Here is a 22,977-nt window from a genome sequence, read left to right as displayed (position 1 = left end):
TCGGGGGCTCGTCCGATCCAGTGGAGGAAGAGTGTCCCGGTTCAAGCTGATCCCCGCAGCGTTGCTGGCCACCACGTTCTTGGTGTTCGTTCCCACGACGGAAGCCGTCGGCTCCGTGTCGCTCGCGTCGTTCCAGCAGTGCGCCAACGGCACCGGCACTGCCACCAGCTGCGCCGGCGGCTGGGTGAACGGTGGCCTCGGCAGCGGCAACTCGCACTACCGGGAGGACGACTCGGTGCCGCAGCGGATCGCCATGAACCTGACGGACGGGGCCGAGTACACGGTCACGATCAACTACATGGCCCGCAAGGGCGGCAAGCACACGTACGACTCACTGGCGACGTGGAACTACACGACGACGACGGCCGACCCCTGCCAGGGCCTGGCGGCCTCCATCTGTTCCGGCACCCCGTCCACGCTGCAGATGGCGTCGGACTCGACGGTCGTGCCGCCGATCGGTGCCGGCATCGCCTCGGCGTCGACGAACGGTGCGGGCGTCCTCGCGAACAGTCACGAGCTGCCCGCCGCCGACCGCAAGTGGACGATGTACGGCGCCGAGCTGATCTCGACGACCGCTGTCACCCACTCCGCCGCGGCCAACCAGAATGCCGACGACACCGCGAGCGTCACCCTGAAGTTCAAGTCCACCTCCGCCTCAGGCGGTCCGGCCGTCCTGCTGTTCGGTGGCCACGTGGCGGTCAGCGGCGGCCCGAGCCAGCCTCGTGCCTGGGGCGTCGACCTCGGCGGTTCGCACGCGCCCGGTTCCTCGTACCACATCGACAACTCTCTGGGTGGCGGCGACAACCAGCTCCAGGCCGGGGCGGTGCAGTCGCTCACGCCGGCTGCGTTCACGATCACGAAGACCGTCGACGGTCAGAGCTCGATCACCGCCTCCACTGGTCAGCAGGTCGAGTACAAGGTCACGGTGAAGAACACCGGCCAGCAGTCGGGTTCGACGACGTTCGTCGACAACTTCGACGACGCCGTCGATCCGTCCGCGGTGAGCGGCGGCACCTGTAACGAGGCCGGTGGACAGCTGTCCTGCACGACCTCGACGATCAACGGCGGCGGCGAGCAGGTGTTCACCTACACCGCGAACATGCCGGCGTCGTTCACGAAGGACCCAGGCGGCACGCCCTGCTCGTCGACTCAGTTCCTCGTGAAGAACACGGCGACCCTGGCCAACGGCTCGAGCGCCTCCTCGTCGGTCTGCGTCACCGCGGCCTCGTCCTTCAGCATCACGAAGACGACCGACGCGACGCCGGTCGGCTCCGGCAACCCGCAGAAGTACACCGCGAGCCCCGGCCAGCTCGTGGAGTACAAGGTCGTGGTGAAGAACACCGGGACCGCCAACGGGTCCACGACGTTCGTGGACGACTTCGACGGCAGCATCGACCCGTCGGCCGTGTCCGGCGGCACCTGCGACGAGGCCGGCGGGCAGCTGTCCTGTCAGACCGGCTCGCTCGCGCCCAACGCCGAGAAGACGTTCACGTACACCGCGGCGATGCCGTCGACCTTCAGCGGAGAGTCCGGCGGCGGCGTCTGCGACGCCGGCGAGTACCCGGTCGAAAACACCGCGACGCTGGCGAACGACGGCGGCAGCGACGCCGTCACGGTCTGCATCGCCGCGGCGTCCGACTTCACGATCACCAAGTCGACCAACCTCGACCCCGGTGAGACCGTCGGTCCCGGCGACTCCGTCACCTACACGGTGACGGTCAAGAACGTCGGCACGGCGGCCGGATCGATCGAGTTCGTCGACGACTTCGACGACGCTCTCGACTTCACGGGCGACGACGCCGACATCCCCACGGGCTGTGAGCTGGTCGTCGACGAGGACACCAGCAACGAGAGCTTCTCGTGCGAGACGAACCCGCTCGCAGCCGACGAGGACCAGACGTTCACGTACACCGTGTCGATGCCGACCTCCTTCACCGGCCCGTCCGGTGTCGGGGACTGTGACGACGGTGCCTACCCGGTCGTCAACACCGCGACGATCGCGGGTGTGGACCCGGCCTCGACGACCGTCTGTGTCGTCGCGTCGCCGGCCTTCTCGATCGAGAAGACGTCCAACGTGCCGGAGGGCGAGACCGTCGCACCGGGCGCCCTCGTGACCTACAAGGTCGTCGTCAAGAACACCGGCGCCGCTCCCGGCTCGACCGGGTTCGTCGACGACTATGACGACCGCGTCACCGATGACGACGATCCGTCGGGAGCCTCCATCACGGACGGCTCGTGCGTGAAGAGCACGCTCGGCAACGACGTCCTGCTCTGCGAGACGGGCGACCTGGATCCGGGCGAGTCCCAAGAGTTCACGTACACCGCGCACATGCCGCTGTCGTTCAGCACGGCACCGGAGGAGGGCTGTGAGGACGCGAGCGATTACCCGATCGTCAACACGGCGACCGTCGAGGGCGACGACCCGTCGACCGTGACCGTCTGCGTGGACACCGAGGCTGCGTTCACCGTCGAGAAGTCGTCCGAGATCGGTGACGACGAGACCGCGGAGCCGGGCCAGTCGGTGGAGTACACGATCACTGTCACGAACACCGGCTCGGAGCCCGGATCGACGTCGTTCACCGACGAGTTCGAGGGCACGCTCGACGAGGACGTCGCCATCGCGTCCGACCCGACGGGTGCCGACTGCGACGTCGACGGCAACGTCATCAGCTGTGAGACCGGCTCGATCAACCCCGGGCAGACGCAGACGATCACCTACAACGTCCTGATGCCGGACACGTTCACGGGTGCGTCCGGCGGAGGCGTCTGTGACGACGGCGAGTACCCGATCGTCAACGAGCTGACCCCCGACGAGGGTGCGCCCCAGTCGGTCACGGTCTGCGTGGCGGCGGCGCCGGACCTGGTGGTCCACAAGACGTCCGACGCCCACAACCCGGTCGCACCCGGGACGACCGTCGAGTACACCGTGACGGTCACCAACAACGGGTCGGCGCCCGGTGCCACGACCTTCACGGACGACTTCGCGAACAGCATCGACCCGTCCGCGGTGACCTCCGCCGGCGGCAGCTGTGAGGAGGACGGCGGCATCCTGACCTGCACCACGGGCACGATCGAGGCAGGCGAGAGCCGGGACTTCACCTACACGGCCGACATGCCCACGACCTTCTCGGGCACGCCGGACGACGGGTGTGAGGACGGGGAGTACCCGATCTTCAACCTGGTGACGCTGCTCAGCCCGTCCAGCCAGGGCGTCGACTCGGAGACGGTCTGCGTGACCGCGGCTCCGAAGTTCGTCATCGAGAAGTCGGCCAGCACGGCCAGCACGACGCCGGGTCAGCCGGTGACGTACACCATCACCGTCACCAACAAGGGCTCGCTCGCCGGGTCGACGACGTTCGTCGACGACTTCGACGACGTGCTCGACTTCACCGATGACGGCGCCGACATCCCGGCCGGTTGCGAGCTGGTCGACGGGGACGACGACAACGAGAGCCTCTCCTGCACGACGGGCTCGATCGACCCGACCGGCCCGAACGACCACCAGACGTTCCAGTACACGGTGAACATGCCGGGCTCGTTCACCGGCACGCCCGCCGAGGGGTGCCAGGACCCGACCGACTACCCGGTCGTCAACACCGTCGAGCTGAACGGCGCGACCGAGGAGAACGAGGACGACGACGACTCGGTGACGGTCTGCGTCGACACCGAGGCGGGCTTCTCGATCGCCAAGGCGGCCGATCTGGCCGACGACGCGACGGTCCTGCCGGGGCAGTCGGTCAAGTACACGATCACGGTGGAGAACATCGGCTCGGAGCCCGGGTCGACGTCGTTCACCGACGAGTTCGAGGGCACGCTCGACGAGGACGTCGCCATCTCGTCCGACCCGACGGGTGCCGACTGCGACGTCGCAGGCAACGTCCTGAGCTGCGAGACCAGCTCGATCGACCCGGACGAGACCCAGACGATCAGCTACAACGTCCTGATGCCGGCGAGCTTCACCGGCGAGTCCGGTGCGGAACCGTGCCGGGCCGGTGAGTTCCCGATCGTCAACGACGTCTCGATCGACGACGGCGGTCCGTCCGCGTCGGAGACCGTCTGCGTGACGGCCGCGCCGGACATCACGTTCGAGAAGACTGCCGACGCCGACTCCGCAGGTCCGGGCGACCCGGTCACGTACACCATCGTCGCGACGAACCACGGCAAGGCCGCGGGCTCGGGCTCGTACGTCGACGACTTCGACGACCGGCTGGACCTCAGTGGTGACGACGCCGACATCCCGGCCGGCTGTGAGCTGCTGACCGACGGCGGGAACGAGCGCCTCTCGTGCGAGACGGGCACGATCCTCGCCGGTGACAACCAGACGTTCCAGTACACGGTGGACATGCCGAAGACCTTCGAGGGCGATCCGGACGACACCGAGACGTGCTCCGGCTACGAGGTCGTCAACACGGTGCTCGTCGACGGCGAGGAGGAGACCGGAGCGAGCGTCTGCGTGGACGCGGCGCCGGACTTCGACGTCGACAAGACCTCCGACGTCGAGGAGGGCGAGTCCGCCTCCCCGGGCCAGACGGTGAACTACACGATCACCGTGCGGAACATCGGCTCGGCGCCCGGTGCGACGTCGTTCACCGACGACTTCGAGGACCTCCTCGAGCCGACGCTGCCGGCGACGGTTCCTCCGGGCGGCGGCAGCTGCGAGGAGGGGACCGGTGAGAACCGCACGTTCGAGTGCGAGACCACCTCGATCCCGGCGGGCGGCGAGCGGATCTTCAAGTACTCCGCCGCCATGCCGCTGACCTTCACCGGCGAGCCCGGCACGGACGAGCGCTGCGGTGAGGACGAGTACGCCATCGACAACGACGTCCAGATCGGCGACGAGGGCGCCGGCGACAGCGTGCTCGTCTGCGTCAAGACCGAGCCGAAGCTCGCGGTGACCAAGTCGGTCGACAAGGACACCGTCGGGCCCAGCGACACGGTGAAGTACACGCTCACCGTGTCCAACACCGGCTCGGCGCCGGGCAGCACGACCTTCGTCGACGACTTCGACGACGTCCTGGACCCGGCGCTCCCGACGAGCGCGTCCCAGGGCGGGGAGTGCACGCTCCTCACCGACGGTGGCAACGAGCGCTTCTCGTGCGACTCCGGCAGCGTTCCGGCCGGTGGCGCGAAGGTGTTCACGTACACGGCGGAGATGCCGGCGACCTTCACCGGCGCCTCCGGCGGCGGCACGTGTGACGCGGGCGAGTACCCGATCGTCAACGCGGTGGCCATCGGTGACGACGAGCCGCAGGAGGTCACGGTCTGTGTGACCGCGGCTCCGGAGCTCAGCCTGGTGAAGTCGCTCCAGGACCACGAGACCGACGAGAACGGGACGGAGTTCCTGACCTACCGGTTGACGTACACGAACGCCGGCCCGGCCGAGGCCCCGACGGCGATGATCCACGACGCCATCCCGGCCTCCACGGCCTACGTCAGCTGCACCGGCGGCTGTGTCACGACCGGCAACCCGAAGGTCACCAGTGCCGACTGGGCCGTCGGGCCGGTGGCGCCGAAGGGCGGCACGGGCTCGGTCACGCTGACCGTCCGGGTGACCGGCAACGAGTCGTGCCAGGTCACGAACGTGGCGAGCATCCGGTTCGGCCTCGGCGACCCGGTGTCGTCGAACTCGGTGACGACGAACGTCACGCCGAAGGGTGACCCGGCCGGTGCGCACGCGATCGGCAACGCCCGCGGCATCCAGGTGCTCGCGTCCGGCCTGCTCAACCTCGGTGGCGCGCAGGCGCCGCTCAGCCTGTCGGCGACCAGCCAGACCGGTCCGGGCGGTCCGGTGCTCGACGACGACTCGCTGCTCAACATCAAGGTGGGCAACCTGGTGAAGGCCGACGTCCTCACGACGACGAGCTCGAGCATGGTCACGCCGGCACCGAACGAGGCGCGGCACACCGCGACGTCCGAGGTCGGACACATCTGCGTCCTGCCGGTGGCCGGCATCTGCACCGTGGAGGCGGACGCGGTCCGCGCGGTCTCCTCCACCACGGCCAACGGGTCGACGGCGACGGTCAGCTCGGCCGGCTCCACGATCACGAGGCTGAAGATCGCCGGCATCGTCACGCCGGTCGACCTCAACCAGACGACGCGGATCCCGCTGCCGGCCGGTGTCTTCGGCAAGAACAGCTTCGTCACCATCGGTGAGCGGTCCGGTCCGGGCGTCGGCGCCCAGCCGCGGGCCGGGCTCGTGGGCGACGCCTACATGGCCGACCAGACGGTGACGATGATCCACGTCAAGATCACCGGACTCCTGGGGCTCCAGAAGGCCGAGGTCATCGTGGCCCAGGCGGTGTCGCACAGCGACTACCCGGCGTCGAAGGTCTGCTCGGGTGCGTTCAACCGCACGGTGAGCGGCCACGCCCTGGTGGCCGGCCTGCACACCGCGCCGATCCTGGAGAACATCCTCCAGGGCTACGTGCAGATCTCGCCGCTGGGCGGCGCCGAGAGCCAGCACGTCGCGGGCGTCAACGTCCCGGCGAGCGGCAAGATCGTCTCGGCACTCGCCGGTGACAGCTCGTCGGTCGGCTCGATCAGCGGCACCCAGGCGACGTCGCACAGCTACGCGGAGCTCGCGGGCAACACCGCGTCGCCGGCCTGTGTCCTGAAGTCGGCGGCCACGTGTGTCGTGAAGGCGACGGCCGTCCGGGCCGAGTCGCGAACCACGGCCAAGGCATCAGGGGCGAGCTCTGTCGACTCCGGGACGACGATCGCCAACCTGAGCGTGCTCGGCATACCCATCACGGTCACCGGAGAACCGAACCAGGTGATCACGCTGCCCGGCATCGGCTTCGTCGTCATCAACGAGCAGCTCTGTGACAACGGCGTGAACACCAACACGCACACCTGCACCGGTGCGACCCACAGTGGCCTCACCGTCCGGGGCGTGCGGGTCTTCATCACCGTCGCCAACAACCTGCTCGGCATCACCCCGGGCATCGACCTGGTCGTGGCCGAGGCGCACTCCGACGCCACGTTTGCGCAGGCCGCGAGCTGATCGAGGCGGGTTAGGCAGACCTTCGTTGAACGGCGGGATTGAATAACGGCACACTGGTGTTGTGAAAAACATGCGGGAGGACCAGGTGTCGTCGGTCGTCGACGACGCGCCCACCCGTGAGCGCGTGGCCACGGCGATCCTCGAGAACGGGCCGTCCACGGCTGCCGATCTCGCCGAGAACCTCGGGCTGACCCCCGCGGCCGTGCGCCGCCATCTCGACCAGCTGCTGGCCGACGGCGTCGTCGAGGCGCGCGACAAGCGCATCCGCGGCCACCGCGGCCGCGGCCGCCCCGCCAAGGTCTTCGTCATCACCGACGCCGGCCGCGACCACTTCGGTCACGCCTACGACGCGCTCGCCGCCGAGGCGATGCGCTTCCTGCAGCAGACCGGGGGAGACGAGGCCGTGGCCGAGTTCGCCCGGCGCCGCATCGCCGAGCTCGAGGAGACCTACCGGCCCCTCGTGGAGAAGGCGAAGCCCGCCGACCGCGCCAAGGTGCTGGCTGACGCGCTCACCACCGACGGCTATGCGGCGTCCGTAGGCTCGACGACGTCCGGCGAGCAGATCTGCCAGCACCACTGCCCGGTCGCGCACGTCGCGGGGGAGTTCCCGCAGCTGTGCGACGCCGAGACCGAGATGTTCTCCCGGCTGCTCGGCACCCACGTCCAACGACTCGCGACGATCGCCCACGGCGACGGCGTCTGCACCACCCACCTGCCGCACCAGACCACCCGCCCGGATCCCAGGGCTGACTCAGAGAGGTTGCGTTCATGACCACGACGCACGAGACCAACGCCATCGAGGAGGCGAACCCCGGCCTCAAGGACGTCGGGCGCTACGCCTTCGGCTGGGCCGACTCCGACGAGGCCGGTGCCATCGCGGCCCGCGGCCTGAGCGAGGACGTCGTGCGCAACATCTCCGGACTCAAGGACGAGCCGGAGTGGATGCTCGACCTGCGGCTGAAGGGCCTGCGCCTCTTCGAGCGCAAGCCCATGCCCACCTGGGGCGCGGAGCTCGACGGCATCGACTTCGACAACATCAAGTACTTCGTGCGGTCCACGGAGAAGCAGGCCACCAGCTGGGAAGAGCTGCCCGAGGACATCAAGAACACCTACGACAAGCTCGGCATCCCCGAGGCGGAGAAGCAGCGCCTCGTCGCCGGCGTCGCCGCCCAGTACGAGTCCGAGGTCGTCTACCACCAGATCCGCGAGGACCTGGAGGAGCAGGGCGTCCTGTTCCTGGACACGGACACGGCGCTCAAGGAGCACCCGGAGATCTTCCAGGAGTACTTCGCCACCGTCATCCCGGTCGGCGACAACAAGTTCTCCGCGCTGAACTCCGCCGTGTGGTCCGGCGGCTCGTTCATCTACGTCCCGCCGGGCGTCCACGTCGACATCCCGCTGCAGGCCTACTTCCGCATCAACACCGAGAACATGGGCCAGTTCGAGCGGACGCTGATCATCGCCGACGAGGGCTCCTACGTGCACTACGTCGAGGGCTGCACCGCGCCGATCTACTCCAGCGACTCGCTGCACTCCGCGGTCGTGGAGATCGTCGTCAAGAAGAACGCCCGCGTGCGGTACACGACCATCCAGAACTGGTCGAACAACGTGTACAACCTGGTCACCAAGCGCGCCACCTGCGAGGAGGGCGCCACCATGGAGTGGGTCGACGGCAACATCGGCTCCAAGGTCACCATGAAGTACCCGGCGGTCTACCTGCTCGGCGAGCACGCCCGCGGCGAGACCCTGTCGGTCGCGTTCGCCGGCGAGGGCCAGCACCAGGACGCCGGCGCCAAGATGGTGCACGCCGCGCCCAACACGTCGAGCTCGATCCTGAGCAAGTCGGTCGCGCGTGGCGGCGGCCGCACGTCGTACCGCGGCCTGCTCCAGGTGCTTGAGGGCGCCGAGGGCTCGGCCAGCACGGTCAAGTGCGACGCCCTGCTCGTCGACCAGATCAGCCGCTCCGACACGTACCCGTACGTCGACGTGCGCGAGGACGACGTCACGCTCGGCCACGAGGCCACGGTCTCCAAGCTCAGCGACGACCAGCTCTTCTACTTCATGTCCCGCGGCATGGAGGAGGACGAGGCCATGGCGATGATCGTCCGCGGCTTCATCGAGCCCATCGCCAAGGAGCTCCCGATGGAGTACGCCCTCGAGCTGAACCGGCTCATCGAGCTGCAGATGGAAGGAGCCGTCGGTTGAGCACCACCATCGCTGACGCGCTCGAGCTCGAGCACGTCGAGTCCCACCTGCATCCGGAGGGGTCCTTCGAGGTCGACGACCACCCGGTCCCCACGGGCCTGGAGGAGATCTGGCGGTTCACCCCGCTCAAGCGGCTCCGCGGCCTGCACCAGGACGCGCCGCTCGACGGCGCCGCGTTCACGGTCGACGTGGAAGCCGCTGACGGCGTCACGGCCGTCTCGGTGCCCGTCGCCGACTCCGCACGCGGCGCGTCCGGCTACGTGCCGGTCGACCGCGTCTCGGCCCGCGCCTGGCAGGCCGCCACATCGGTCTTCGAGATCACCGTCCCCAAGGACCTGGTCACCGAGACCCCCACGGTCGTGCGCCTCACCGGCTCCGGCGTCGAGCACGCGGCCGCCGGCCACCTGCTCGTCCGGGCGGGTGCGTTCAGCCACGCCGTCGTCGTGGTCGAGTACGCCGGGTCCGCCACCTGGGCCGAGAACATCGAGGTCGTCCTCGACGACGGCGCCCAGCTGACTCTCGTCACCGTGCAGGACTGGGCCGACGACGCCGTGCACGTCGTCAGCCAGCACTCGCGCGTCGGCCGCGACGCGTCGCTCAAGCACGTGGCCGTCACGCTCGGCGGCGACGTCGTGCGCGCCAGCACGTCGGCCGACTACGTCGGCACCGGCGGCAGCGTCGACCTGCTCGGCGTCTACTTCGCCGACGCCGGCCAGCACCTCGAGCACCGCCTCTTCGTCGACCACACGGCACCCAAGACCCGCAGCAACGTCGAGTACAAGGGCGCGCTGCAGGGCCAGGACGCGCACACGGTGTGGATCGGCAACGTCCTGATCCGCAAGGTCGCCGAGGGCATCGACACGTTCGAGCAGAACGACAACCTCGTGCTCACCGACGGTGCCAAGGCCGACTCGGTGCCGAACCTGGAGATCGAGACCGGCGAGATCGACGGCGCCGGCCACGCGTCCACCACCGGCCGCTTCGACGACCAGCACCTGTTCTACCTGCAGAGCCGCGGCATCGAGGAGGAGGAGGCACGGCGTCTCGTCGTGCACGGCTTCTTCAACGACGTCATCCGCCGCATCGGCGTGCCGGCCCTGCAGGAGCGCCTCGTCGAGGCCATCGAGGACGAGCTCGCCGAGCACGTGGGGCGGATCGGCTGATGCCTGCCGTTCCTGCGGCACCGCTCGCCGACGTCCCCGAGGGCGGCGCGCTCGCCGTCGTCGTCGACGGCGTCGAGATCGCCCTGGTGCGCGACGGCGACACCGTCTACGCGATCGCCGACGAGTGCTCGCACGCCGCCATCCCGCTCTCCGAGGGCGAGGTGGAGGGATGTGAGATCGAGTGCTGGCTGCACGGCTCGCGCTTCGACCTCCGCACCGGCAAGCCCGTCAACCTTCCGGCCACCGAGCCGGTCCAGACCTACCCCACGACCATCGAGGGGGAGCAGGTCCTCGTGGACCTGTCCCCGGCACAGGAGCTGAACGCATGACCACCCTGGACATCAAGGACCTGCACGTCTCGGTCGCCACCGAGGACGGCGACAAGGAGATCCTCCGCGGCGTCGACCTCACGGTGAACACCGGCGAGGTGCACGCGATCATGGGCCCGAACGGCTCGGGCAAGTCGACGCTCGCCTACTCGATCGCCGGCCACCCGAAGTACACGATCACCAAGGGCTCGGTGACGCTCGACGGCCAGGACATCCTCAGCATGACCGTCGACGAGCGCGCCCGCGCCGGCCTGTTCCTCGCCATGCAGTACCCGGTCGAGGTGCCCGGCGTCTCCGTCGCGAACTTCCTGCGCACGGCCAAGACCGCCATCGACGGCGAGGCCCCGAAGCTGCGCACGTGGGTCAAGGACGTCAACAGCGCGCTCGAGCGCATGACGCTCGACCCGTCGTTCGCCCAGCGCTCGGTCAACGAGGGATTCTCCGGCGGCGAGAAGAAGCGCCACGAGATCGCCCAGCTCGAGCTGCTGAACCCCAAGTTCGCGGTGCTCGACGAGACCGACTCCGGCCTCGACATCGACGCCCTGCGCGTCGTCTCCGACGGGGTGAACCGGTACACCGCGCAGGGTGACCGCGGCGTCCTGCTGATCACGCACTACACGCGCATCCTGCAGTACATCAAGCCCGACTTCGTCCACGTGTTCGTCGCCGGTCGCGTCGCCGAGCAGGGCGGCCGCGAGCTGGCCGACCAGCTCGAGGCCGAGGGCTACGACAAGTACACCCGGCGATCTGATGCGCCTGCCGGCGCGGGGGCGGCTGCCCAGGCATGACCGTCGTGGACCCCGTCACCTACGACGTCGCCAGGATCCGGGAGGACTTCCCGATCCTGGGCCGACGCCTGGCCGGGGACCTCCCGCTGGTCTACCTCGACAGTGCCAACACGTCGCAGAAGCCGGCGCAGGTCATCGAGGCGCTCGACGAGCACTACCGCCTGCACAACGCCAACGTCGCCCGCGCGATGCACCAGCTCGGGGCGGAGGCCAGCGGCGCGTTCGAGGACGCCCGCACCAAGGTGGCCACCTTCATCGGGGCACCGCGCCGCGAGGAGGTCGTGTTCGCCAAGAACGCGTCCGAGGCGCTGAACCTGGTGGCCCGCGTCCTGGGCGACGCCGGGCGGGTCCGCGAGGGCGCCGACGTGGTGATCACCGAGATGGAGCACCACTCCAACATCGTCCCGTGGCAGCTGCTCACCGAGCGCACGGGCGCCACGCTGCGCTGGTTCGGCCTCACCGACGAGGGCCGGCTCGACCTCGACGACCTCGACACGCTGATCACCGAGCGCACCGCCGTGGTGTCGCTGGCCTGGGTCTCGAACATGCTCGGGTCGGTCAACCCGCTCGAGCCCGTCATCCGACGGGCCCACGAGGTCGGCGCGCTCGTCGTCGTCGACGCCTCGCAGGCCGTGCCGCAGCTGCCGGTCGACGTCGCCGCGCTCGGCGCCGACTTCGTCGCCTTCACCGGCCACAAGATGGTCGGGCCCACCGGCATCGGCGTGCTCTGGGGCCGTCACGACCTGCTCGCTGAGCTCCCGCCGTTCCTCGGGGGTGGCGAGATGATCGAGACGGTCACGATGGAGCGCTCCACGTACGCCCCGCCGCCCGCGCGGTTCGAGGCCGGCACGCCGCCGATCGCCCAGGCCGTAGGTCTCGGCGCGGCCGTCGACTACCTGTCGGCCATCGGCATGGAGAACATCGCCGCGCACGAGCGGGAGATCACCGCCTACGCGCTCGGTCGCCTGCAGGAGATCGACGGTCTCACGATCGTCGGCCCGAAGGAGGCCGTCGACCGCGGCGGAGCGGTGAGCTTCACGCTCGACGGCGTGCACCCGCATGACGTCGCGCAGCTGCTCGACTCCAAGGGCGTCGCGGTCCGTGCGGGCCACCACTGCGCCAAGCCCGCGCACCAGCGGTTCGGCGTCCAGTCCACCACCCGCGCGTCGTTCTACCTGTACACGACGCCCGAGGAAATCGATGCGCTCGTGGATGCGTTGCACCACACGAAGCAGTACTTCGGAGTCTGAGAGGGGGAGCCATGGACGTCGACGCGCTGTACCAGGAGATCATCCTGGACCACTACAAGAACCCGCACGGGGCCGGGCTCCGTGAGCCCTTCGAGGCCGAGGTGCACCACGTCAACCCCACGTGCGGCGACGAGATCACGCTGCGCGTGCACCTCGACGGCGAGACCGTCTCCGACGTGTCCTACGCCGCTCAGGGCTGCTCCATCAGCCAGGCGTCGGCCTCCGTGCTCAACGACCTCGTGATCGGCAAGCCGGTCGGCGAGGCCATGGGCCTGCTCGACGACTTCACCACGCTGATGCAGGGCCGCGGCCAGGTCGAGCCCGACGAGGACCGGCTCGAGGACGGCATCGCGTTCGCCGGCGTCGCCCAGTTCCCCGCACGCATCAAGTGCGCCCTGCTCTCGTGGATGGCGTTCAAGGACGCCACCTCCCAAGCTCTCGACATCGAGGAGAAGACCGATGCCTGACCACTCAGACCTGCCTGACGTCGACACCGGATCCCCCGTGGGTACCGCCACCACGAAGGACGACGTGATCGAGGCGATGAAGGACGTCGTCGACCCCGAGCTCGGCATCAACGTCGTCGACCTCGGCCTGGTCTACGGCGTCGACGTCGACGAGCACAGCAACACCGTGCTGTCGATGACGCTCACGTCCGCCGCCTGCCCGCTCACGGACGTGATCGAGGACCAGACCCGCTCCGCCCTGGACGGGATCGTCAACGACTTCCGCATCGAGTGGGTCTGGATGCCCCCGTGGGGCCCGGACAAGATCACCGACGACGGCCGCGAGATGCTCCGCGCTCTTGGATTCAATGTCGGCTGACTGAATCGTCCTTTCGACAAGCTCAAGGACCGTGTGCTTGGCCGAGCCTCGGTCGTTGAGCTTGTCGAAGCGACGTCCCTGACCCACTCCTGAAAGACCCTCATGCTGACCGTCTCGAACGTCGAGCTGCGCTTCGGCGCGCGCGTGCTGATGTCGGACGTGTCGTTCCGGGTCAACAAGGGCGACAAGGTCGGTCTGGTGGGCCGCAACGGCGCGGGCAAGACGACGCTCACCCGCATGCTGTCCGGCGACGGGAGGCCGGCCGCGGGCACGATCACGTCCACCGGCACGATCGGCTACCTGCCCCAGGACCCGCGCACCGGTGACACCAGCGTCACGGCGCGCGACCGCATCCTCTCCGCCCGCGGTCTCGACGACGCCCTGGCCCGGATGCGGCAGGCCGAGACCGAGATGGCGTCGGACGACCCGGCGGTCGCCGAGCAGGGGATGAAGCGGTACGCCAGGGCGGACGCGGACTTCGGCGCCGGCGGCGGCTACGCGGCCGAGTCCGAGGCCGCCACGATCGCCGCCAACCTCGGGCTGCCCGAGCGCGTGCTCGAGCAGCCGCTGAGCACGCTGTCCGGCGGCCAGCGGCGTCGCATCGAGCTCGCGCGGATCCTGTTCTCCGACGCCGACACGCTGCTGCTCGACGAGCCCACCAACCACCTGGACGCCGACTCCATCCTCTGGCTGCGCGGCTTCCTGCAGGACTTCTCAGGCGGCCTCGTCGTGATCAGCCACGACGTCGCACTCGTCGAGGAGACCGTGAACCGGGTGCTCTACCTCGACGCGAACCGCGCGACGATCGACGTCTACAACATGCGCTGGAAGCAGTACCTCACGCAGCGCGAGGCCGACGAGCACCGGCGACGTCGCGAGCGCGCCAACATCACCAAGAAGGCCGAGCAGCTCACCGCGCAGGCGAACAAGATGCGGGCCAAGGCCACCAAGGCGTCGGCCGCGCAGAGCATGCTCAAGCGCGCCGAGAAGATGATGGCGGGCCTGGAGGAGGAGCGGGCGCAGGACAAGGTCGCACGCATCGCGTTCCCGGACCCGGCACCCTGCGGCAAGACCCCGCTGATGGCCCGCGGGCTGTCGAAGTCCTACGGCTCGCTGGAGGTCTTCACCGACGTCGACCTGGCCATCGACCGCGGCAGCCGCGTCGTGGTGCTCGGCCTGAACGGCGCCGGCAAGACCACTCTGCTGCGCCTCCTCGGCGGCCTGGAGCCCGGCGACACGGGCGAGGTGATCCCCGGGCACGGCCTGCGGATCGGCTACTACGCCCAGGAGCACGAGACCCTCGACACCAGCCGCACCGTGCTGGAGAACCTGCAGGCCGTCGCGCCGTCGCTCACCGACACGCAGGCCCGCAGCGTGCTCGGGTCGTTCCTGTTCAGCGGCGACGACACCGCGAAGCCCGCTGCTGTGCTCTCTGGCGGCGAGAAGACGCGGCTCGCGCTCGCCGGCCTCATCGTCTCCAGCGCCAACGTCCTGCTGCTCGACGAGCCCACCAACAACCTCGACCCCGCGTCACGCCAGGAGGTGCTGGCGGCCATCCGCTCGTACACCGGCGCGATCGTGCTGGTCACGCACGACGAGGGCGCCGTGGCGGCGCTGGAGCCGGACCGCGTCCTGCTCCTCCCGGACGGCGACGAGGACCTCTGGAACGACGACTACGCCGACCTGGTCTCCCTGGCCTGAGCCTGACGCTCCTCGCGCCGCTCCACGACGGCGAAGTAGACGTACCCTGACAGGGCGAGCAGGGCGAAGAACCACCACTGCAGCGCGTAGAAGAAGTGCGGTCCCTGGCCGAGGTCGGGCTTGGGCTCGAGCTCCAGCGACTCCGCCGCCTTCGGCGACTGTGAGCGGAGGTTGAGGAAGCCGTCCCGGAGCTCGCGCCCGACGAAGGACGCCAGGCCGGCGCTCGAGATCGCCCGTACCTGTCCGTCGTTCGGGGTCACGGCGTCCCGGCCTGCACCGTTGTTCGGCCGGAGCCACCCGGTGACGGTGACTGTCCCGGACGGGGGAGCGGCGATCGAGCTCGGGCGGTCGCCGGTGTTGTCGGCAGCCATCCAGCCACGGTCGACGAGCACGGCGGTGCCGTCGGCGAGGACGAGCGGCGTGACGACGTCGACGCCGGGCGCCCCGTCCCGCGTCATGAACTTCACCGTGACCTGGTGGTCGACGTCGTACGTGCCCGTGGCGGTGACCCGGCGCCACTGCTGGTCGTCCGGGACGACCTTGCCGCGGGCCACGACCTGGTCGAGCGGCGCGGGATCGGACGCGAAGTGCTGCCGGGTGACCTTGTTGGAGTCCAGCCGGTGCTCGAGCCGATGGATCTGCCAGAAGCCCAGGCGCGTGCAGACCCCGGCGAGCACGATGACGAAGAGGGCGAAGCCGATCCAGCGACGCGTCAGCAGGAACCGGGGCACGCTCTGACGGTAGTGCGGTCATCCTCACGATCGGGTCTCACCCCCTACCCTGGAGACATGGAGCTCGTCGACTCGCACGGACGCGTGGCGACGGACCTGCGGGTCTCCCTCACCGACCGGTGCAACCTGCGCTGCCAGTACTGCATGCCGGCCGAGGGGCTCGACTGGATGCCCACCGAGGACACGCTCACCGACGACGAGCTCATGCGGCTCCTCACGATCGGCGTCGAGCGGCTCGGCATCACCGACGTCCGGTTCACCGGGGGAGAGCCGATCCTGCGACGCGGCCTGCCGGCCATCATCGCCGCCACCAAGGCGCTGCACCCGTCGCCGCGCACCGCCATCACGTCCAACGGCCTCGGGCTGAAGCACGTGGCCCAGGCGCTGGCCGACGCCGGGCTCGATCGCGTCAACATCAGCCTCGACACCACCGACCCCGCGACGTTCGAGCAGATCACACGCCGCGACCGGCTCGACGACGTCGTCGCCGGTCTCGCCGCCGCGGCCGACGCGGGTCTCACACCGGTAAAGGTGAACGCCGTCCTGCTCCGCGGCATCAACGACCACGAGGCCGCTGACCTGCTCCGATGGTGCATGAAGCATGCCTACGAGCTGCGGTTCATCGAGCAGATGCCGCTGGACGCCCAGCACGGCTGGCAGCGCGACGCCATGGTCACCGCCGACGAGATCCTGACGCAGCTCGAGCAGGAGTTCACGCTGACGCCGCTGGACGGACGCGGCTCCGCGCCGGCCGAGAAGTTCCTCGTCGACGACGGTCCGCACACCGTCGGCATCATCGGGTCGGTCACGCGCCCGTTCTGCGGCGACTGCAACCGCGTCCGGCTCACGGCGGACGGCCAGGTGCGAAACTGCCTCTTCGCGCGCGAGGAGTCGGACCTCCGCACCCCGCTCCGTGCCGGCGCCTCGGACGACGAGCTCGCCGAGCGCTGGATCGCCGCCATGGCGGCCAAGCTGCCCGGCCACGGCATCGACGACCCGAGCTTCCTCCAGCCGGCGCGCCCGATGTCGTCCATCGGCGGCTGACGGGTCTTCGCGAAATGTGACGCTCAAGGCGTCATGAGCGCTGGATAACGCCCTGAGCGTCACATATTGCGGTCGACGGGGACGGTGTCCTTGTAGAAGCCGCGGGCGTCGAGGAACGAGCGCAACGTGGGTTCGTGCTCGTCGCAGGCCAGCCACACCTTGCGACGGTCCGGCGTGTGGATCTTCGGGTTGTTCCACTCGATCTGGTGCACCGCGGGGCTCGTGCACCCCTTCGACGAGCAGATCAGGGCGTCAGTCATCGGGCGAGCCGGGCCCCAGCGTGCCGTACGGCTCGGGCTTCATGAGGTTGTCGCCCTCGCCCCTCTGCCGCACGCCGGCGTTGGCCAGGACGACCGACGTGTACGGCAGCACGACCGCTCCGACCAGCAGCAGCCACGGCACCCAGCCGCCGATGGTCTGCCAGGCGATGATGGCGCCGACGAAGCACAAGGTGCGGATGCCCATGGAGATGGCGTAGCGCTTCTCGCGTGATCCGAGGTCGTCGCTGTGCCCGGACCGCGCGGACGTGATCGAGAAGACCTGATCGTCGTCGCGGTCGTTCGCCATGCCTCCAGCCTACGCTCGTGCACCTCGGGCCGCCCTTGGCGGCATGATGGGCGCATGAGCAACCGCACCTATCGCGTCACGGAGATCGTCGGCACGTCGCCCGAGGGCGTCACGGAGGCCATCGAGAACGGCATCCAGCGTGCGGGCCGCACGCTGCGCCACCTCGACTGGTTCGAGGTCGAGGGCATCCGCGGCCAGATCACCGACACCGAGGTCTCGCACTACCAGGTGACGATGAAGCTCGGCTTCCGCCTCGAGGACGACGAGTAGGACCTAGTCGGCGGCGTCGGCCGCCTCGACCTCCTCGCGCGTGATGCCGAGCAGGTAGACGATCGAGTCCAGGTACGGGACGTTCACCGACGTGCGCGCCTGGTCGCGGACCAGCGGCTTCGCGTTGAACGCGATCCCCAGCCCGGCGGCGGCCAGCATGTCGAGGTCGTTCGCCCCGTCGCCGATGGCCACGGTGTTCTTGACCGGGATGCGGGCCTCGGCCGCGAACCGACGCAGCGCCTCGGCCTTGCCGGCGCGGTCGACGACCTGGCCCAGCACCTGGCCGGTGAGCCGGCCTTCCGCGACCTCGAGGTCGTTCGCGGCGACGTAGTCGATGCCCAGCTCGTCGGCGATACGGTCGATGATCGCGGTGAAACCGCCGCTGACCAGCGCGAATCGGTAGCCGAGGCGCTTGAGGGTCCGGACCATGGTGCGGGCTCCCGGCGTGTACTCCAGCGAGGCAGCCACCTCGTCGAGCGCGGAGGCGGGCACGCCCTTCAGCAGGGCGACCCGCGCCCGCAGCGACTCCTCGAAGTCCAGCTCGCCGCGCATCGCCGACTCGGTGATCGCGGCCACCTCCGACCCGAAGCCGGCGTGCTCGGCGAGCATCTCGATCACCTCGCCCTGGATGAGCGTGGAGTCGACGTCCATCACCACCAGCCGCTGGGCGTGCCGCAGGATCCCGCGCTCCTCGACGGCGATGTCGACGCCGTGCTCGAACGCGGCAGCGGCGAGGTCGGCCTGGAGGACGTCCGGGTCGGCGCCGGAGACCTCCAGCCGCAGTGCGGTGACGGGGTAGCGGGCCAGGCGCAGGATGCGGTCGATGTTGCCGCCGGCCTCCTTGATCCGCTCGGTGATGGCCGCCATCGCGGCGGGACGCAGCGGGTGGCCCAGGATCGTCACCTGGCCGCGGCCGATGCGTCGGGGCCGGTTGTCGCCCGTGCCCTGCTCGATCTCGACGTCGAGATCGAACTGCTCGCCCACCTCACGGGCGGTGCGCTCGAGCGCGGCGACGTCCTCCGGTGCGGTGACGAGCGCGCTGAGCATCAGCCGGCCGCGGACGACGAGCTGCTCGACGTCGATGACCTCCAGGTCGAACGCCGCAAGGCTCTCGAAGAGCCGCGTGGAGACACCGCTCTGGTCCGCACCGGTGAGCGTGACCAGCACGGTCGGGTCGGTGAGGTGGACGGCGGGGACGTGGCCCTCCATGTCTGCAGTCATCGCGCCTGAGGTTATCGCGAGCGGGCAGGCACCGAGCGTGTGACGCCGGGCGATAGGTTGGCCTCACTCGGACCTGTATGAGGGAGGACTGCATGCCGCCGGCTTTCGCGCTCTCGGAAGTGAGTGTCGTACGACCCGGCAAGCTGCTCCTGGAGAACGTCTCCTGGACCGTGCACGAGGGGGAGCGCTGGGTCGTCCTCGGGGCGAACGGCGCCGGCAAGAGCACGTTGATGCAGATCATCGGCGCCACGATGTTCCCGTCGTCCGGCGAGGCCGAGATCCTCGGCCGCCGGCTGGGTGAGGTCGACGTCTTCGACCTGCGCACCCGCATCGGCCACACCGGCACGGCCGTCGCCGAGCGCATCCCGCCGCGGGAGTCCGTGCGCGACGCCGTGATGTCAGCGGCGCACGGCGTCCTGGGCCGCTGGCGTGAGGAGTACGACCGCGAGGACCTCGCCCGTGCCGACCAGATCATGGGCGAGCTCGGCATCACCGCCCTGGCCAACCGCACCTACGGCACGTTGTCGGAGGGCGAGCGCAAGCGGACGCTGATCGCCCGCGCGCTGATGACCGACCCGGAGCTCCTCCTGCTCGACGAGCCGGGCGCCGGCCTCGACCTCGGCGCGCGCGAGGACCTGCTGGCCAGCCTCGAGGTCCTGTCCGCGTCCGACGACGCACCCGTGCTCGTGATGGTGAGCCACCACGTCGAGGAGATCCCGCGCGGTTTCACGCACGTGCTGATGCTCCGCGACGGCAAGGTGGTCGCCCAAGGACCTTTGGCGGAGACGCTCACAGCGGACTCGTTGGGGCGTACCTTCGGCATGACACTGGAGCTGGGCGTCGACGACGGGCGCTACACGGCACGACGCTCGGCCTACGGGCGGCGAAGGAGGGTCACATGATCGACTGGATGACTGACCACGCGTGGGTCACCTGGGTCGGTGTCGCGGTCCTGCTGTCCGTCGTCGAGCTGATGAGCCTGGACCTCGTGCTGCTGATGTTCGCGCTCGGAGCGCTCGCGGGAGCCCTGGTGGCCGCGGCCGGCGGGCCGTTCTGGCTCGCCCTGCTGGTCTTCGTCATCGTCTCGGTCGCGCTGCTGTTCTTCGCCCGTCCGCCGATCGTCGCGAAGCTGCACGCCGGCCCCACGCTCACCACCGGCCACCAGAACCTCGTCGGGCGCGACGCCGAGGTCGTCGAGCCGGTGACCAGCACCGACGGCCGGATCCGTCTCGCCAGCGAGATCTGGTCGGCCCGCACCGACGGCCCAGACACCTTCGACACCGGCGCGTGGGTCAGCGTCGTCCGCATCGACGGCGCCACGGCCGTCGTCACCGCCAAGGAGTCCTGATGTCCACCATCTCCGTCTTCCTCATCCTCGTCGCCGTCCTGGCGGTGGTCGTCCTGTCGATGACGATCAAGATCGTCCCGCAGGCGCGGGCCGGCATCGTCGAGCGCTTCGGCAAGTACCGCACCACGCTCCCGGCCGGCCTGAACATCGTGCTGCCGTTCATCGACAAGGTGCGCTACATGATCGACCTGCGCGAGCAGGTCGTGTCGTTCCCGCCCCAGCCGGTGATCACCGAGGACAACCTGACGGTCTCGATCGACACGGTCATCTACTTCCAGGTCACCGACGCCGTGGCGGCCACGTACGAGATCGCCAACTACATCCAGGCGATCGAGCAGCTCACCATGACGACGCTCCGCAACATCATCGGCGGCATGACCCTCGAGCACGCGTTGACCAGCCGCGACCAGATCAACTCCGGCCTGCGCGGCGAGCTCGACGGCGCCACCGGCAAGTGGGGCATCCGCGTGAACCGCGTCGAGCTGAAGGGCATCGACCCGCCGCCGTCCATCATCGACGCGATGGAGAAGCAGATGCGCGCCGAGCGCGACAAGCGCGCCGCCATCCTCAACGCCGAGGGTCAGCGTCAGTCGGCGATCCTGTCGGCCGAGGGCGACAAGCAGTCGCGCATCCTGACCGCCGAGGGCCAGAAGCAGGCGCAGATCCTCAACGCGCAGGCCGACCGTCAGGCCGCCATCCTGCGGGCCCAGGGCGAGGCGCAGGCCATCCTGAACGTCTTCCAGGCCATCCACGACGGCAACCCGGACCAGAAGCTGCTGTCGTACCAGTACCTGCAGACCCTGCCGAAGATCGCCAACGGCGAGAACGCCTCGACGTGGATCATCCCGGCCGAGCTCACCAAGGCGCTGGGAACCCTGGGTGGCACGATCGGGAAGATCCCGGTCGACGGCGGCGGGAGCAAGCACCGCGTCGACATCGAGGAGCCTGTCGCGGAGGAGGCCGACGAGGACGCCGGCACCCAGGCCGCCGTGGAGCAGGCGCTCGAGGCGGCCAAGGACGCCGAGGGCCCGGGCGGGCGTCTGGGCGGATCCGCAACAGCGCCGAGCGACGCTCCGCCGGCGGATGAGGGAGAGCCACCGACCGGTCCTTGAGCTTGTCGAAAGGACGCTTCGCGCCCCCACGGGCATGCCCGCGGGAGGTGCCCCCAGCTCAACGTCCGTCAGTGCTGGTACGTGCCGTGGATGATGGCGCGGCCCAGCGTCTTGAACGCGAGGTTGAAGCCCACCACGGCCGGTGACGCGTCGGCGTCGACGCCGAGCGTGGGCTCCTTGACCGCGTGCACCACGAAGAAGTAGCGGTGCACCTGGTCGCCCTCGGGCGGAGCCGCGCCCATGAAGCCGTGGCCCCCGCCGTCGTTGCGCACGTGGAACGCGTCGCCGGGCAGTGAGTCGTCGGAGGCGCCGGCGCCGGTGTCGAGCGACGTCACGTCGGCGGGGATGTCGACGGCGACCCAGTGCCAGAAGCCGGAGACGATCGGTGCGTCCGGGTCGAAGCAGGTGACGACGAACGACTGGGTGCCCTCGGGAGCGCCGCTCCACGAGAGCTGCGGCGAGGTGTCACCGAAGGCGTTCACCTGGTCGTCCTTCAGGGGCTGTCCGTCGCTGACGTCCACGCTCGTGACGGTGAACGAGTCCACCTGGGGGAGCAGCGGGTACGGGTCCGGGGTCACAGGTCGATCGAGGCTCATGCTGCCTACGCTAGTGCGGTGGCCGTGACGACACACGTGGATGACCTCACCGATCCACGGCTCCGCGACTACGTCCACCTGCGCGACGTCCAGCTCCGGTCCAGCCTGGAGGCCGAGCGTGGCATCTACCTCGCCGAGGGCGAGAAGGTCGTGCGGCGGGCCGTCGAGGCCGGGCACCGGCCGCTCTCGTTCCTGATGGCTCCGCGCTGGCTCGACACGCTGGCCGACGTCCTGGACGCGAGCGACGTCCCCTGCTTCGTCCTGGACGAGGGCCTCATCGAGGAGCTGACCGGCTTCCACGTGCATCGTGGTGCGCTGGCGGCGCTGGAGCGTCCGGAACCTCTGGCCGTCGAGGACGTGCTCCGCACGGCGCGACGCATCGTCGTGCTGGAGGACCTGGTCGACCACACGAACATCGGGGCGGTCTTCCGCACCGTGGCGGCGCTCGGACTGGACGCCGTCCTGCTGTCGCCGCGCTGCGCGGACCCCCTCTACCGGCGGTCCGTCAAGGTCGCGATGGGCGCGGTGTTCCGGCTCCCGTACGCCCGCCTCGACGACTGGTACGCCGGGCCGGACCTGCTCCGGGACGCCGGTTTCACCACCTACGCGATGACGCTTGCCGACGACGCTGTGCCGCTCGACTCGGTCCCCGCGGACGTCGACCGCCTGGCGATCGTCGTCGGGGGAGAGGGCCATGGCCTCACCGAGCACTGGCAGCGGGAGGCCGACCTGCGCGTGACGATCCCGATGGCCGAGGGGATCGACTCCCTCAACGTCGCGGCGTCCGTCGCAGTGGCCTGCTGGCACCTGCGGCCGCGCTGACC

General features: G+C 69.6%; 21 protein-coding genes. 16 read left to right on the top strand and 5 right to left on the bottom strand.

Features of this window, described 5'->3' with window-relative positions; genetic code table 11:
- Nucleotides 1–31: 31 nt before the first annotated feature.
- The 10 genes from FHP06_RS02670 (at nt 32) to abc-f (ending at nt 15,264) form a co-directional block, all read left to right on the top strand.
- Nucleotides 32–7,003 (top strand): choice-of-anchor P family protein, encoded by a 6,972-nt coding sequence (locus FHP06_RS02670; RefSeq protein WP_147683488.1) that lies wholly within the window; start codon nt 32–34, stop codon nt 7,001–7,003.
- Between the two features lie 70 nt (nt 7,004–7,073).
- Nucleotides 7,074–7,775, top strand: coding sequence for a helix-turn-helix transcriptional regulator (locus FHP06_RS02665; protein WP_147683876.1), 702 nt, complete (start codon nt 7,074–7,076; stop codon nt 7,773–7,775).
- On the top strand, nt 7,772–9,208 hold the full coding sequence (sufB, locus tag FHP06_RS02660) for a Fe-S cluster assembly protein SufB (RefSeq protein WP_147683487.1): 1,437 nt from the start codon (nt 7,772–7,774) through the stop codon (nt 9,206–9,208). The genes FHP06_RS02665 and sufB overlap by 4 nt, the downstream gene beginning before the upstream one ends.
- The gene (gene sufD, locus FHP06_RS02655) at nt 9,205–10,371 is read left to right on the top strand and encodes a Fe-S cluster assembly protein SufD (protein WP_147683485.1); all 1,167 of its coding nucleotides are present in this window, start codon (nt 9,205–9,207) and stop codon (nt 10,369–10,371) included. The genes sufB and sufD overlap by 4 nt, the downstream gene beginning before the upstream one ends.
- A complete protein-coding gene (locus FHP06_RS02650; RefSeq protein WP_147683483.1) occupies nt 10,371–10,700 on the top strand; it encodes a non-heme iron oxygenase ferredoxin subunit in 330 nt (109 codons plus the stop codon). Before sufD ends, FHP06_RS02650 begins: the two co-directional genes overlap by 1 nt.
- The gene (gene sufC / locus FHP06_RS02645) at nt 10,697–11,488 is read left to right on the top strand and encodes a Fe-S cluster assembly ATPase SufC (RefSeq protein ID WP_147683481.1); all 792 of its coding nucleotides are present in this window, start codon (nt 10,697–10,699) and stop codon (nt 11,486–11,488) included. The genes FHP06_RS02650 and sufC overlap by 4 nt, the downstream gene beginning before the upstream one ends.
- Entirely contained in the window at nt 11,485–12,738 is a 1,254-nt protein-coding gene (locus tag FHP06_RS02640; RefSeq protein WP_147683479.1) for a cysteine desulfurase, read from the top strand. Before sufC ends, FHP06_RS02640 begins: the two co-directional genes overlap by 4 nt.
- An 11-nt stretch (nt 12,739–12,749) precedes the next feature.
- The gene (gene sufU / locus FHP06_RS02635; protein ID WP_147683477.1) at nt 12,750–13,205 is read left to right on the top strand and encodes a Fe-S cluster assembly sulfur transfer protein SufU; all 456 of its coding nucleotides are present in this window, start codon (nt 12,750–12,752) and stop codon (nt 13,203–13,205) included.
- The gene (locus tag FHP06_RS02630) at nt 13,198–13,563 is read left to right on the top strand and encodes a metal-sulfur cluster assembly factor (protein WP_147683475.1); all 366 of its coding nucleotides are present in this window, start codon (nt 13,198–13,200) and stop codon (nt 13,561–13,563) included. The genes sufU and FHP06_RS02630 overlap by 8 nt, the downstream gene beginning before the upstream one ends.
- Nucleotides 13,564–13,665: 102 nt before the next feature.
- Nucleotides 13,666–15,264: a ribosomal protection-like ABC-F family protein gene (gene abc-f / locus FHP06_RS02625; protein ID WP_147683473.1), complete on the top strand. Its 1,599-nt coding sequence runs from the start codon at nt 13,666–13,668 to the stop codon at nt 15,262–15,264.
- On the opposite strand, the gene FHP06_RS02620 is transcribed toward abc-f, so the two are convergent.
- A complete protein-coding gene (locus FHP06_RS02620; protein WP_147683471.1) occupies nt 15,237–15,995 on the bottom strand; it encodes an SURF1 family cytochrome oxidase biogenesis protein in 759 nt (252 codons plus the stop codon). The genes abc-f and FHP06_RS02620 overlap by 28 nt on opposite strands.
- Nucleotides 15,996–16,052: 57 nt before the next feature.
- On the opposite strand from FHP06_RS02620, the gene moaA reads away from it, so the two are divergent.
- Nucleotides 16,053–17,039 (top strand): GTP 3',8-cyclase MoaA, encoded by a 987-nt coding sequence (moaA, locus tag FHP06_RS02615; protein ID WP_222706326.1) that lies wholly within the window; start codon nt 16,053–16,055, stop codon nt 17,037–17,039.
- A gap of 59 nt (nt 17,040–17,098) precedes the next feature.
- Here moaA and FHP06_RS02610 read toward each other — a convergent pair whose 3' ends face one another.
- The gene (locus FHP06_RS02610) at nt 17,099–17,299 is read right to left on the bottom strand and encodes an acetone carboxylase (protein ID WP_147683467.1); all 201 of its coding nucleotides are present in this window, start codon (nt 17,297–17,299) and stop codon (nt 17,099–17,101) included.
- Nucleotides 17,292–17,606, bottom strand: coding sequence for a DUF3099 domain-containing protein (locus FHP06_RS02605; RefSeq protein WP_147683465.1), 315 nt, complete (start codon nt 17,604–17,606; stop codon nt 17,292–17,294). Before FHP06_RS02605 ends, FHP06_RS02610 begins: the two co-directional genes overlap by 8 nt.
- 54 nt (nt 17,607–17,660) lie before the next feature.
- On the opposite strand from FHP06_RS02605, the gene FHP06_RS02600 reads away from it, so the two are divergent.
- Nucleotides 17,661–17,876, top strand: coding sequence for a dodecin (locus FHP06_RS02600; protein ID WP_147683463.1), 216 nt, complete (start codon nt 17,661–17,663; stop codon nt 17,874–17,876).
- Nucleotides 17,877–17,879: 3 nt separating this feature from the next.
- On the opposite strand, the gene serB is transcribed toward FHP06_RS02600, so the two are convergent.
- Entirely contained in the window at nt 17,880–19,097 is a 1,218-nt protein-coding gene (gene serB, locus FHP06_RS02595; RefSeq protein WP_147683461.1) for a phosphoserine phosphatase SerB, read from the bottom strand.
- A 92-nt stretch (nt 19,098–19,189) separates the two neighbouring features.
- On the opposite strand from serB, the gene FHP06_RS02590 reads away from it, so the two are divergent.
- From FHP06_RS02590 to FHP06_RS02580, 3 genes are read left to right on the top strand one after another with little or no spacing between them, the layout of a single operon-like run.
- Entirely contained in the window at nt 19,190–19,999 is an 810-nt protein-coding gene (locus FHP06_RS02590; protein ID WP_147683459.1) for an ABC transporter ATP-binding protein, read from the top strand.
- Nucleotides 19,996–20,445, top strand: coding sequence for an NfeD family protein (locus tag FHP06_RS02585; protein ID WP_147683457.1), 450 nt, complete (start codon nt 19,996–19,998; stop codon nt 20,443–20,445). The genes FHP06_RS02590 and FHP06_RS02585 overlap by 4 nt, the downstream gene beginning before the upstream one ends.
- The gene (locus FHP06_RS02580; protein WP_147683455.1) at nt 20,445–21,557 is read left to right on the top strand and encodes an SPFH domain-containing protein; all 1,113 of its coding nucleotides are present in this window, start codon (nt 20,445–20,447) and stop codon (nt 21,555–21,557) included. The genes FHP06_RS02585 and FHP06_RS02580 overlap by 1 nt, the downstream gene beginning before the upstream one ends.
- Before the next feature lie 68 nt (nt 21,558–21,625).
- Here the strand turns inward: FHP06_RS02580 and FHP06_RS02575 are convergent, their stop codons facing one another.
- Nucleotides 21,626–22,153, bottom strand: coding sequence for a YbhB/YbcL family Raf kinase inhibitor-like protein (locus FHP06_RS02575; RefSeq protein WP_147683453.1), 528 nt, complete (start codon nt 22,151–22,153; stop codon nt 21,626–21,628).
- Nucleotides 22,154–22,171: 18 nt separating this feature from the next.
- Here FHP06_RS02575 and FHP06_RS02570 point away from each other — a divergent pair, with 18 nt between their 5' ends.
- A complete protein-coding gene (locus tag FHP06_RS02570; RefSeq protein WP_222706325.1) occupies nt 22,172–22,975 on the top strand; it encodes a TrmH family RNA methyltransferase in 804 nt (267 codons plus the stop codon).
- Nucleotides 22,976–22,977 lie beyond the last annotated feature (2 nt).

This window comes from Aeromicrobium terrae (assembly GCF_008039565.1).
Taxonomy (GTDB): domain Bacteria; phylum Actinomycetota; class Actinomycetes; order Propionibacteriales; family Nocardioidaceae; genus Aeromicrobium; species Aeromicrobium terrae.
The sequence above is the reverse complement of the archived record's forward strand: the minus strand, read 5'-3'. Positions and strand labels throughout refer to the sequence as shown.